Here is a 12952-nt window from a genome sequence, read left to right as displayed (position 1 = left end):
TTTCTTTTTTACCATTTGCAAAAATTTTCCTCCGCCGGATGCAGGACCTTTGCACCCTAATTTGACGGCCATGAACTGGATTATTTTAATAGTTGCTGGACTCTTTGAAGTCGCATTTGCTTTTTGCCTGGGAAAAGTTAAGGAAGCTACTGGCAATGCTGTGTATGCATGGTATGGTGCTTTCCTGGTTACGTTGTGTATAAGCATGTATTTACTATCCAGGGCGATACAAACCCTTCCGATTGGAACGGCTTATGCCGTGTGGACGGGCGTTGGCGCGGTTGGCATTACCCTGATGGGGATCTTCGTATTTAAGGAGCCGGCCGGTTTCTGGAGGATCTTCTTCCTGACAACCCTGATTGGTTCAATCATTGGATTGAAATCGGTTTCACACTAAGGGGTGAATGTGCGCTGTCTTGCAGCCTCTACTTCAGGTGCTGACATAAATAAATCCCATAAGAGTTTTGTCCGGTAGTTCTCAATCATTACAACCACAGGGGCCTGGTTCAATCCCATATAAATGGAAGAGCACCAGTTCCTGTCCAGGTCAATTGCATCCCGAAATCCGTAGTAGCCGTATAAGTATTTTCCATAGTTCCGGTAATAATTCCTGAGCGCCCGCATGGATGCTTCGGGAGTGTAGGGGAAAGATGCCAAAGCACCTGTCGGCGTCATTTTTCCTTCGTCATTTTTCACATTGGGTTCATTGGCTGAATAGTGCTCTGGTCCGTCACTTGCGGTCAAACCCCAGAAGTCATCGCCGTAGCCCCTGTGGTTCTTCGGATTTTCGATACAATACCTGAGATTGATTTGCGCGATGTTCCTGTTGTTCTCGAAATAGTTGGTATACTTATCGGTAACCAGGTGGGGATTTAAACCCAGGAAGGAATAATGAATAAAGAACAAGGGACCTCCATTGGACACTCCCACCGGAAGGGGAATCCCGAAATAGGAATTTCCGTTCGAATAGGCAGACCCCGCGGTTGTTTGTCCCCAACCCGCGCGATACTTTACAGCTTTTTCCGACTGACTTGCCCAGCCGCTGTAATACATGGATACCGGAACACCGTGGGTGGGTGAAGCAATGGCGAGGAAATAAGTAATCATTACTTCATTCCAGCCGATAAGACTATGATTAATTACCCACTCCTGGTCCGGTGACCAATGCCAGTACAGGAAATCCGAGCCAGGGTAACGCCGGTACCAATCCCACTCTGTTTCTTTCCAGAGCTTGTTAATTGAATTCCTGACCTGGGTTTCGTTTTTATCAACGCTATTAAAGAATTGCCTGGCGGTTAACAATCCCTGCACCAGGAAGGACATTTCAACCAGGTCACCACCATTATCCTTAGAGCCAAAGAAAGGAACTGTTCTTCCATTGGCCCCGTCAAGAAAATGGGGAAACACCCCATGAAAGCGATCTGCCTTTAACAGGAAACCAGTAATATTTATCATTCGCTGTGCAGCTTGCTGTCGGGTAATGAAGCCTCTTTTAACTGCGCTTATAATAGCCATGATTCCGAAACCGGAAGCACCAGTGGCGACCATCGATGGATCACCCGGGATATTCTCCAGCGCCAATCCACTGTGGGGTTCAGCACCCTCCCAGTAATACCTGAAGCTGGATTCCTGGATCATATCCAGGAGTTCTTCATCGGACATGGATCTTGTAGAAGCGGCGATTGAATTCGAAAATCCTGTTTCACGGTAATTGTTATCGACATAAGTCAGCTTATACCTGATGGTTCCTTTTTGAGATCCTATAAAGTCGCTGTACCCGGCAACCTGCGGCGACTGGATGGCAACAGGCCGGAACGTTTTTCCATCTGTTGCCCGGTATACCTTGATATATTTTATAGCGGGATTTGATTCTTTTTTCCAGGCGAGGTCGATGTGCTGCTCATATCCTTTAGCAGAAAGGAATTGAGGGGCGACGGAAACGGTTCCAGATGCTTTTGCCGTTGAAAGAAGTTCAACCTGGTCGATGAACAAGTGGCCTTCCTTTTTAGATGGAGTTTTGTTTGAAAACTGCACACCTTTAATTTGCCCGGCAGGCAGGTGGCTGTCTTTGTTAAAGACTGATAATGGTATTTTGACCGGGACCCAGGAATTCATTTTAAACGAACCGAGGTAATCGACCAGGCTTGCAGATCCCGATTCTTTTTTATCCGCTAACAACAAATTGACAGCGGGCAGGGATTCTTTTTCAGTACTATCGGTTACATACAACCAGAAAGAAAGATGACTTGCTTCATTGAAAGAATCAATACCGCGGATCTCATTATAGAGAACAGTTGCTTTCCATTGGCCATCATCCGCAGACCTGTATTGAAGCTCAAGCGAATTGCCCGGTGTAAAATATTGCTGGCCGGATACCGGAAGTTTGCCCTGTGTGTTTTTGATCCAACAGCCCGATGAGTATTCAGCCTTACTATAGTAATAGTGAGAATCCATTATGCTGTTCTCAAAAATGATTTTATCCTGCTTATGCTGAGAATAGACAATGGAGCTCGCGAATAACAATAGGGCGATGATCGTTAGTTTCATGGCAGATGGTTTTAACTGCAGAGACATCACTTCCCGATGCAGAACTTGCTAAAGATATAATCCAGCAGATCCTCATTGCTCACTTCACCTGTAATCTCACCAACATAATGCAGCGCCCGGCGGATGTCGAGGGCCAGCAGGTCACCAGGAATGCGGTTGTCGAGGCCGGCGCGGATATCGTTCAGCGACTGCAGCATCTGCTGCAGGGCATGGAAGTGGCGGGCATTGGTTACGACGCTGTCTTCGGTCTGGACCTGGCCCTGAAGCACCATGTCGACCAACCGCTCCTTCAGCGCCTCTATGTGATGGCCGTGCTTGGCAGAAATGAACAGAATGGGCGTGGCGGCGGCAAAGCGGCTGCGCATGTCCGTTTCATTTCCCTTGTCGACCTGGTTACCGACGAGCAGGTAGCGGAAACCGTTAAGCTCAAATTCTTCCTTGTTGGCGACGAGTTCATTTATGGGCATCGAGTTGGCATCGAAGAGGTAAAGTACCACGTCGGCCTGCCGCATCTTTTCAAGACTGCGTTCCACTCCTATGCTTTCGATCTGGTCGCTGGTGTGTTCGCGGATGCCCGCGGTATCAATGAAGCGGAAGAGGATGCCGTCGATATTCATCACTTCTTCGATGGTGTCGCGGGTGGTGCCGGCGATCTCACTCACGATAGCGCGGTTCTCATTCAACAGGGTATTGAGCAGTGTGCTCTTGCCGGCATTGGGTCTACCGACGATGGCAACACTTACCCCATTCTTAATGACGTTGCCGAGCTGGAAGCTGTGCGACAATTTACTAACCCGGTCGATAGCGGCGGACACGAGGTTGTGAAGTTGCGAACGGTCGGCGAATTCAACGTCCTCCTGGCTGAAATCGAGTTCCAGTTCGATGAGCGCAGAGAAAGTGATCAGCTGCTCGCGCAGGGCTTTTAACTCAGTTGAAAAGCCACCGCGGATATTGTTCAATGCGTTCTTTTGGGAAGCGGCTGTATTGGCAGCGATCATATCGGCAACGGCTTCGGCCTGGGTAAGGTCGAGCTTGCCATTCAGGAAAGCGCGCTGGGTGAACTCGCCCGGGCGGGCAAGACGTGCGCCGGTACGGATGAAGGCATCGATCATCTGCTGCAGCACATATGGTGACCCGTGACCCGAGATTTCCACTACATTTTCACCGGTGTAGGATTTCGGGCCTTTGAAGAGGGTAATTACCACTTCATCGATTGCAGTACCGTTTTCCTTCAGCAAACCTACATGGGCAGTATGCGTGGGCTGGTCCTGCAGGTTTTTTGACGGGAACAGTTCATCTGCAATGTCGATTGCTTTTGGTCCTGAAAGCCGGATAACCCCGATAGCGCCGATTCCCGGGGGCGTAGCGAGTGCAACTATTGTATCATCCCATTGAGGGGAGGTATATTTCATGGAAAGTCAAAAGTAAATAGTAAAAAGTAATAAAATGCCCCCTGCGATTGCTCGGAGGGGGCTGCTGTATGCTAATAACCAGAATAACTCATTCATTTAACAATTTGAAAGTGATCGGCTGCTTTTTGTAGCTCTTTACCTGCCGGCCGTTCTGGATCGCGGGTGTCCATTTGCCGGATTTTTTGATCACGCGGACGGCTTCGTCACGGAGCTCCGAAGGACCGGAAATAGCTTCCACATCGGAAACGGCTCCTTCCCTGTCGACGATAAACTGAACTACTATCATTCCCTGGATCTCGTTGTCGGCGGCGTCCTGCGGGTAGCGAAGATTTTTGTTGAGGTAACGGGCCCATGCACCCGCACCGCCGGGATAGTCTGATTCCAACTCCACTTTGGTAAAGACACTGTCTACAGCTGTCTCTTCTCTTACCGGGGCCACTACCACTCCTTTGCCGCCGTCGGATTCAGGTGGGGCAACAATGCCATCGTCTTTAATGCCTTCCTGGTTGATGTTGCCGATTTTAGTATCCTCCAGCTCATCCATTGCCGGTGGTTTTTCGTCATCCTTTACCTGGTCGTCAGGAATGATCTGTGGTGTATTAAATCGCCTGATCTCTACCCTGGGTGGCTCCTGTTTCGGTGGAGGTGCTGGCGGAGGCGTTTCTACCAGTGGCTCGACGGGTTTTACCTTATCGAGCTGAAGATCCTTTACATTCATTACAATTGGGCCGTTATTTTTTTTCATTGAATTCGCAAGCACATTTCCCACGAAGACGACTAGCAGTAATGCAGCAGCGCCTGCCAGCGCCATAGTCATGCGCTTGTTGTAAGTTTTGCGCAGGTCGTATGCGCCGTAGGATTTGTTGCGTCCGTCGAAGAGAATGTCAAGCAGATCTGCGTGGAGGATTTTGTTGGGTTCCATGGTCAAAGGTTTGACTATTAGATTCTGCGTTCATCTGATTCCATAAGACGGACGAAAATATTGCGATTAGGGATTGAGGTTAGGAGGATCATGCCATGTAGAATATTTTACCCAAATTCAACCATCGTAAATTTCCTATCTTGGGGCTCCCCCATGTTTGAAAAAATTCTACTCATTGATGATGATGAAGATGACCGCGAGTTTATGCTCGAGGTACTTGGCGAAAATTTTCCGCACGTAGTTTGCAATATTGCTGTTAACGGCCAGGATGCACTTGATCAGCTGAAGTCATACCGGCCGGATGTAATGATCCTTGACCTGAACATGCCCTTGATGAATGGCAGGCAATTTTTAAGGGCCGTTAATAAGAATCCCGACCTGGCTGGCATTCCTGTTGTGGTAGTATCCACTAGTTCGGACAATTATACAATAGAGGAAACAAAAGGCCTTGGCGCGAAAGACTTCTATACAAAACCCGATAAACTATCCGGCTGGAAAGCCATGATCAACAGCATATTTAAAGAACCCTGACAATACTGATACCCTGAACGAAATGATCACCGGCAATACATTAAAGAGAAGTTTCCTGGAAGGGGGTGGTGAGATGGGCGCTTTGACGCGTGCATATGACTGGGCTTCTACTTCAGTGGGACCGGTTGACCAATGGCCGGAGACCCTAAAGGCCACCGTGGGTATCATCCTTCGCTCCAACTTCCCCATGTTTCTCTGGTGGGGTGATAATATGATCCAGTTTTATAATGATGCCTACAGGCCAAGCCTGGGGAACGAAGGCAAGCACCCGACAGCGCTTGGACAGGATGCAGTTGACTGCTGGCCGGAGATCTGGGATATAATTTATCCCCTGATCATGAAGGTGAAAACGAACAACGAATCTGTTTATTTCGAAGATATGCTGGTGCCAATCTACCGAAACGGCCAGATCGAAGATGTGTACTGGACATTCAGTTATAGCGCAGTGATTGGCGAAACAGGGAATATCGATGGCGTGCTGGTAGTCTGTAATGAGACGACTGAAACGGTGAACTCGCGGACGTTGATTGAAAAAGCCCAGAAAAGAATCCAGCAAAGCGAGTCGAACCTGCGAAGCATCATCCTCCAGGCTCCTGTAGCCATGTGTATCCTGAAAGGCTCAGACCATATTGTCGAGATCGCCAACGACCGCATCTTAAGACTCTGGGGAAAGCCAAAGGAAAAAATGATTGGTTATCCTGTGTTCAATGAACTTACAGAGGCACGTTACGAAGGATTTGAAGCACTGCTGGATAAGGTCCTGGAAACAGGTGAAACCTACTCTGCATACGGCGCGCCAGTGACCCTGTATAACGAGGGGCAACCTCAGCTGGTATATATCCATTTTGTTTATGAGCCTTTCCGCGGTGAAGATGGATCAATAACCGGGGTAATGGTGGTTGCCATTGATGTAACACTCGAAATAACTGCCTGGAAAAAATTAGAGGAGAGTGAAAATAAAGCCCGCAACCTGATCGAAAATGCGCCTTTCCCGATGGGACTTTACGAAGGCAGGGAAATGCGGTTGTCGATCCTTAATCAATCGATCATTGATGCATGGGGAAAAGGCAGCGATCTTATCGGGAAAACATTTTATGAAGTTTTGCCAGAAATGAAAAACCAGGGCGTATTCGACATCCTGGACAGCGTATTCACAACCGGTGTTCCTTACCATGCACGTAACCAGCGGGTAGATATTGAGGTTGACAGGGCACTTCGCCAATACTATTTTAACTACAGCTACATTCCATTGCGTGATTCGACAGGTAAGATTTATGGCGTGTTGAATACGGCGGCAGATGTTACCGATCTTGAACTTGCCAGGCAAAGAGTGGAACGGAGCGAAGGGAATTTCCGCAACCTCGTTCAAACGGCGCCAGTCGCCATGTGCATTTTGATGGGACCTGAACACGTGGTTACGGTTGCCAGTGATGAAATGATCAGGCTTTGGGGAAAACCGGAAGAACAGGTAATGAACAAGCCAATCTTTATGGGATTGCCGGATGCACGTGGGCAGGGACTGGAAGAGATCATCAAAAAGGTTTACGAAACTGGAGAACTGTTTGTTGCCAATGAGCAGCCGGTTGACCTATACCGCGATGATAAGGTGGAAACCATTTACCAAAATTTTGTTTATGAGCCATACCGCGATCCCAATGGCAATATCCTTGGCGTGACTGCGGTAACGATAGATGTAACCGCACAGGTGCTTGCGCGGCAAAAGATCGAAGAGATCGTTAAGGAGCGAACGGAAAGCCTGCGCAAAACAAATGCCGACCTGTCGCAGTTCGCTTATATCACTTCTCACGACCTGCAGGAGCCGGCAAGGAAGATCGCAACCTTTACCGAGATGCTCCGGAAAAGCCTGGGCGACAGGGTTGACCCGCGGTCAGGCACTTACCTGGATAAGATAGAGAAATCATCAACCCGGATGCTTAGCCTGATCAGGGACGTGCTTGCGTTTTCAACAATCAGCAATGGCAAACAGGATTTCGAACCCGTCAACCTCAACGAGATCTTCGCATCAGTAAAAAATGACCATGAACTGCTGATCGAGGAAAAGCAGGCCATCTTCGATTACCCTGAACTACCGGTCATCGAGGCCATCCCGATCCAGATGAGCCAGCTGTTCAATAACCTGCTGTCGAATTCACTGAAGTTTATTCCCCGGGACAAAAATCCTTTTATCCGCGTTACCTGGAAAAAGCTGAATGAAGCGGAAGTTCTGGCAGAAGGACTTGCCGCCGGGAGCGGTCATGTACAGATTGAATTCAGTGATAATGGCATCGGTTTCAGCATTGAGCACGCCGAGCAGATCTTCAACATCTTCCAGCGCCTGCATGGCCGCACCGAATATGAAGGCACGGGCATAGGCCTGGCCATCTGCAAGAAGATCGCCGAGAACCACCACGGAAAAATTGAAGCCATTTCAGCAAAAGGCCAGGGTGCGACCTTTAGAATTATACTGCCATCGAAGCAAACCGGATCACCCGGGAATATGTAACCGTTACACGCGAAACTTGCACCTTTTTTACCTTTTGAATTTTTACTTTTGACATTTCATTGCATACCGGTCAAACATACAAGCTTCGGGAATTGCTGCTATGGACCAGGAGAAACATCTACTGGCTCCTGCTGACGGCCATTATTCCTACGATATTGTACGAAGGATTCGGGTTGAAATGGCTGACACTACCCTTTGCCGTTGTGGCCCTGCTGGGTACCGCTACGGCTTTTATGGTAGGTTTCAAGAATGCATCCACATATGGCCGTACCTGGGAAGCAAGGCAGATCTGGGGCGCTGCAATGGGAGCCAGCAAATCATGGGCGATCCTGTGCCGCGACCTGATTGATGACAGCAGGTCAAGGGAACTTGTTTACCGGCACCTTGGCTGGATGACGGCATTGCGCTACCAGCTCAGGGCAGAGCGTTCCTGGGAAGCATCAAACAAATCTTACTTCAAAGAGTACATGCAGTACTATTCCATTCCTGAAAAAGAAACGCCGTTGAAAGAGGAACTGGCGAAATACATTTCAAAGGGCGAGCTGGAAATGGTATTATCCAAAAAGAATCCGGCATACCAGTTATTGAGCCTGCAGGGTTCCGCACTCACAAAACTGTATAACGACGGATCACTTGAACACTTCAACTACCTGACATTGCATGGGGCGCTCCGTGAATTTTGTGAGCACCAGGGCAAGAGCGAAAGGATCAAAAACTTCCCTTACCCCCGGCAATATGCTACGATCAATTCTTTATTGGTGAAGCTATTCTGTATCCTTCTTCCCTTTGCCCTGCTGGGCGAATTCAATGAGCTTAACGATGAAGTAACCGGTGTGCTTAAGGGTCACATGGTATGGTTTGTTGTCCCTTTCAGTTTATTGCTCTCCTGGATCTATACATCGCTTGACCAGATCGGCGAAAGCACGGAGAACCCCTTCGAAGGCAGTGCGAATGATGTTCCCATTTCGCAGTTGAGTCGTGCCACGGAAATAGATATAAGGGAAATGTTGGGCGAGAGGGAAATACCGGAAGCACTGCAGCCGAAGAATAATATCGTTCTGTGAACAATTCAAAAAGGGAAAGGCGCCACTATAGTATAAGCGACTCCTGAACTTACTTCGATTGTTTTAACACGGTTGCCAAGTACAATTTCAACTTTATCATTCTTTGCGGGATAAATGGTTGCAGAAACCAGTTGACCATCTTTCCATGAAATGTCGAGTTTATGGCCATTATGAATGCGCATGCCTGATAATTTTCCGGCAGGAAAATCTTTGGGGCAGGCGGGCAATAATTCGAGCCGGCCAGGTTGCGAAAACACTAACAGGTCATACAGCAGCCGGGGTAAACTCAACACAGCGTCGAGGTTGTAAATCTCGTGCTCCGGGTTATGGGATGTAACGAGGCCATTGTAAACATAATTACGACGTGCAAAACGATCGAGGTTGGTGGAAACCTTTGTTGTGTCGTGAAGACGGGCAGCCATAAGCGCAATATGGATCAACCCATGTGCTGATTCAGTATCGTACTTAAATCGTTTTGTCAACGCCTCACGGGCTGCATTCAACAATTCTGGCCTGGTTCCCTGCTGCAGGAACTCGGTTCCCGGAAACACGGGATACAGGTGGGAGTTATGCCGGTGGTTATAGTTGTCGCGATATTGATTTGGAATCCATTCAGCCAACGCACCATCTTCATTAATGCGATAAGGAATCAAATTATCGTGATAAGATTTCCATTTTGACATCTCACCTGGATCCAACCCAAATAATTTTCCCAGCTTCAACAGATGATCAAATACTTCGCGGGCAACCGCGATATCGATGGTTGCATCCTTTGCAAGGGTAGTTTCATGACCCTGTAAATTGTTTTCCGGTGAAATGCCTGGTGAAATATGGTAGTAACCGTCTTTCTCCTTAACCAGGTAATCCTCATAAAATTCTGCCATCTCAATGTAAAGGGGCAACACGCGGTTGCGCAAAAAGGCAGTATCACCTGTTATCATGCCATGCTCATAAAATGGCATCAGGTTCCATCCCGCACCTGAGGGCCAATACATCCATGGAAACCCGGTGTCGAAATGGTTGAGATAGCCCGCTTCCGGATCGCTGTAGTGAGGCACCAGGAAACCGCGACATCCGAGGTAATTACGGGCATTCAGGCGCCAGGCTGGTAATAACCGTTCCACGTAACCGAAATACGACTCCGCACATTCCGGAAGGTCGCCTTGTGAAATGGCAGAAATGGCGAGATTGACATTTGAATCGAAAACAAAACCACCATTCCAGGCGGGAGTCCAGCCCCCACCCCAGATGCCCTGTAAAGGCGGCGGATATTTACCTGATGAAGAAATCAACAGGTATCTTCCCATTGCATGCATCTGTTCAAGGAATACCGCGGTTGGCCCTTTTTCGTGTGCCTCCGCAAGGATTTTTTCTGTTGGATTGTTTGTCCATTGTTCTGCGCATCCGAGATCCAATACCAGGCGGCGGAACATTTCACCATGCAATTTTGCATGCGGCGCAACGAGACTTTCATAATCGGTCGGAAACCGTGACAATTCATTCCGGGTAAACGCCTGTTCTGTGGTACTGCCAAATTCAAGTGGTGTTATTCTTATCACCACCACTATTTCATCTGCATCTTTTATTTGTAACTCATTGCCTGAGGCAATGATCTTTCCTCCTTTTGTTGTGATACGAGCCAATCCTTCATAACCTCCCGAATCGTTTGCATATTGAGCATGATAACTCAACCATCCGGAGGCTTCGGCTTTCGTTGTTATGGAACGAAATGCTTTTGAGACATCAACGCCATCTATTTTTCCGGTTCGTCCCGGTGTTTCGTCAAGACGCAGCCTGGCAGTTAGTTTTTTCCCATTCAGCCTTCGGGCATGCCAGACGTTTACATTGTTTGCCCTTGACGAAAAGACGCTTTCCTGCACACCGCCATTGTTATCATTCCAGCGGACCTGCGACTCCCCTGTTTCCAGGTTTAACTGACGCCTGTAACCAGAAATATTTCCTGCTGTTTCCAGTTTTACATTCAAATCAAAAGCAGGATGCGGCGAATTGGGCCACGCCTGTGGCGCACCCATGGCAGTTAATTGCGTGCGGGCCGTTTTGCAGGCGAGGTCTGCAGCGGCAGTGAATTGTCCTGAGTCACACAGCTTCCTGACTTCAGGAAGCAAGCCTGCAATATTGGCTACCGCAATCTTGCGACGGTCCCAGGCGCGGAGAAATAGCTCTTCATGCACATTGACCAGGCGGGTATTCCCTGCCGATCCTGTGACCATGGTACCATGACGGCCGTTACCAGTCACAAATGCATCCTGCCAGGCGCTAGCGGGTTTCCCTGACCAGGCTGTCCACCGGCCTGTAAAAGTGGGTTCTGCAACATGCGCGACTTTGCCTGCAACGTCCATATCTCCATCAGTAAACCGGAACCAGTTGAAATCAGCATAACCACCAGCGCCCTCTCTTTTTGTGCTGAAGTTGAAAAGGGCAAAACGGTTGGCGGTCCAGTCGTAACCCAACCCCATCTTTAACTGATTTCCGAGTGGAATGAACCTGGCGTTATCGAAGCTGTAGGAAAAGCTGGCGGTAAAGTCAATGTGCGTTGCTGAGACCCTGATCCAAATCCTGTTTTGTGTAACATGTTGAATGCTGTCTACCACTTTACCATTGTTTACCATCACCAGCGAATTTCTATTGCCTTCTTTCCTGATCGCTATATATGCGTAAGGCGACTGGAAGATGCCAAAGCCGGCGATATTTCCATCCTTCAACTGGGACACATCAAGCTCTACTGTTCCTGTAGAAGTGGGTCCCTGGACTCTTTGCGTGAGGGTATTGCGGGCAGTGGTGAGGTCGTTTGCAAGTGACGAACGCAAACGCATGAATCCTGGCTTTTCCTTCAGCGACCATTTTGAATCATCGGGATTATGGTTCCATTGCCATTGCAAGCCCAGGACCTTGGCATTGAATTCGTCCGATGTAGCAGGCACTGAATTACGATTGCCGGGTATTGGCTTTTGATGATTGACTACGCCTTTGCCATTTCCATTTTTACCAAGCATGGGCCAGTTGTCGATCCACTGCACGGGTACCAAATGAGGCACCCTGCCGATTGGTCCCCTGTCCTGCATGATAATGAACCACCAGGTGCCATCCTTTAATTGCACCATTCCGCCCTGGTGCAGACCGTTGTTGGGGTAAGAGCTTTCGTCCTGTACAATTATTTTGCTTTCATAAGGGCCGTAGATGTTTTTGCTTCGCAGGCAGACCTGCCATCCTTCTGTTCCGCCGGCAGGACAAGTGATATAGTAGTAGCCATTGATCTTATACACATGCGATCCTTCCATGCCATATGCATTATATGGAGCAGTAGAGCCGGCAGGCTTTTCAATTGATCTATTCCAGATCTCCCGGGGTTTTCCAATAACTGACAATGCATCAGCCGCCAACTCAGTCACATACAATTTACCCTGTCCATGTACGACATATACCTTACCATCGTCATCGAAAAATAACCCTGGATCATACAGGTACTCGGGAAAGATGGTACGCTTCCAGGGGCCTTTTATATCTTTTGCCGTACAGATGGAGAACTGCCCTTTCTCTTTATCCCACTGCGGAGTGCAAAAGCCTACATAAAACAATCCCTTGTGATGCCTGATGGTTGCGGCCCAGGAGCCGCGGAGATACATCTGGCCCCCTTGCAGGTTGTAACGCGGATCTTCGTCGTATTTATCTACTGCATAACCTGCCATTTCCCAATTCACCAGGTCCTTCGACTTCAGAATGGGACAGCCTGGCACATAGTGCATGCTGGTGGATACAAAGTAAAACTCATCGCCTACCCTGATGAAATCAGGGTCAGGCCAGTCGCCCCACAGCAATGGATTTTTGAATGTGCCGTTCCCGTTGTCGGGCGTCCATTGCGCATTAAGGTTATAACAATGCAGTATTATAATGCATTGAAGAGTGAGTATGATCCTAATCATTGCTTATGTCTGTGTTTAAATGAGCGAGGGGT

8 protein-coding genes are annotated in these 12952 nt (G+C 48.5%); 4 read left to right on the top strand and 4 right to left on the bottom strand.

Annotated elements, in window-relative coordinates:
- Nucleotides 1–70 precede the first annotated feature (70 nt).
- The gene (locus tag OI18_RS03250) at nucleotides 71–397 is read left to right on the top strand and encodes a DMT family transporter (RefSeq protein ID WP_039137194.1); all 327 of its coding nucleotides are present in this window, start codon (nucleotides 71–73) and stop codon (nucleotides 395–397) included.
- Here OI18_RS03250 and OI18_RS03245 read toward each other — a convergent pair.
- From OI18_RS03245 to OI18_RS03235, 3 genes are all read right to left on the bottom strand, one after another.
- A complete protein-coding gene (locus OI18_RS03245; protein ID WP_039137324.1) occupies nucleotides 394–2547 on the bottom strand; it encodes a glucoamylase family protein in 2154 nt (717 codons plus the stop codon). The genes OI18_RS03250 and OI18_RS03245 overlap by 4 nt on opposite strands.
- Before the next feature lie 26 nt (nucleotides 2548–2573).
- The gene (mnmE, locus tag OI18_RS03240) at nucleotides 2574–3959 is read right to left on the bottom strand and encodes a tRNA uridine-5-carboxymethylaminomethyl(34) synthesis GTPase MnmE (protein WP_039137192.1); all 1386 of its coding nucleotides are present in this window, start codon (nucleotides 3957–3959) and stop codon (nucleotides 2574–2576) included.
- Nucleotides 3960–4047: 88 nt separating this feature from the next.
- Nucleotides 4048–4881 (bottom strand): energy transducer TonB, encoded by an 834-nt coding sequence (locus tag OI18_RS03235; protein WP_039137189.1) that lies wholly within the window; start codon nucleotides 4879–4881, stop codon nucleotides 4048–4050.
- Between the two features lie 153 nt (nucleotides 4882–5034).
- Between OI18_RS03235 and OI18_RS03230 the strand changes: the two genes are divergently transcribed.
- Genes OI18_RS03230 through OI18_RS03220 form a run of 3 tightly spaced genes read left to right on the top strand, consistent with a single transcriptional unit; the run spans nucleotide 5035 to nucleotide 8979 of the window.
- Nucleotides 5035–5412 (top strand): response regulator, encoded by a 378-nt coding sequence (locus OI18_RS03230; protein ID WP_039137187.1) that lies wholly within the window; start codon nucleotides 5035–5037, stop codon nucleotides 5410–5412.
- Nucleotides 5413–5434: 22 nt separating this feature from the next.
- Nucleotides 5435–7915: a PAS domain-containing sensor histidine kinase gene (locus OI18_RS03225; protein ID WP_039137186.1), complete on the top strand. Its 2481-nt coding sequence runs from the start codon at nucleotides 5435–5437 to the stop codon at nucleotides 7913–7915.
- 59 nt (nucleotides 7916–7974) lie between these two features.
- Nucleotides 7975–8979, top strand: coding sequence for a bestrophin family protein (locus tag OI18_RS03220; RefSeq protein WP_039137184.1), 1005 nt, complete (start codon nucleotides 7975–7977; stop codon nucleotides 8977–8979).
- Between the two features lie 5 nt (nucleotides 8980–8984).
- On the opposite strand, the gene OI18_RS24625 is transcribed toward OI18_RS03220, so the two are convergent.
- A complete protein-coding gene (locus OI18_RS24625) occupies nucleotides 8985–12920 on the bottom strand; it encodes a glycosyl hydrolase family 95 catalytic domain-containing protein (RefSeq protein ID WP_072038944.1) in 3936 nt (1311 codons plus the stop codon).
- Between the last annotated feature and the right edge of the window lie 32 nt (nucleotides 12921–12952).

The sequence above is a fragment of the Flavihumibacter solisilvae genome (assembly GCF_000814475.1).
GTDB classification, from domain to species: Bacteria; Bacteroidota; Bacteroidia; order Chitinophagales; family Chitinophagaceae; genus Flavihumibacter; species Flavihumibacter solisilvae.
The sequence above is the reverse complement of the archived record's forward strand: the minus strand, read 5'-3'. Positions and strand labels throughout refer to the sequence as shown.

Coding starts and splice junctions, on each gene's coding strand:
- OI18_RS24625 (WP_072038944.1), bottom strand. CDS start 12,920: ATGATTAGGATCATACTCACTCTTCAATGCATTATAATACTGCATTGT.
- OI18_RS03225 (WP_039137186.1), top strand. CDS start 5,435: ATGATCACCGGCAATACATTAAAGAGAAGTTTCCTGGAAGGGGGTGGT.
- OI18_RS03245 (WP_039137324.1), bottom strand. CDS start 2,547: ATGAAACTAACGATCATCGCCCTATTGTTATTCGCGAGCTCCATTGTC.
- mnmE (WP_039137192.1), bottom strand. CDS start 3,959: ATGAAATATACCTCCCCTCAATGGGATGATACAATAGTTGCACTCGCT.
- OI18_RS03235 (WP_039137189.1), bottom strand. CDS start 4,881: ATGGAACCCAACAAAATCCTCCACGCAGATCTGCTTGACATTCTCTTC.
- OI18_RS03230 (WP_039137187.1), top strand. CDS start 5,035: ATGTTTGAAAAAATTCTACTCATTGATGATGATGAAGATGACCGCGAG.
- OI18_RS03250 (WP_039137194.1), top strand. CDS start 71: ATGAACTGGATTATTTTAATAGTTGCTGGACTCTTTGAAGTCGCATTT.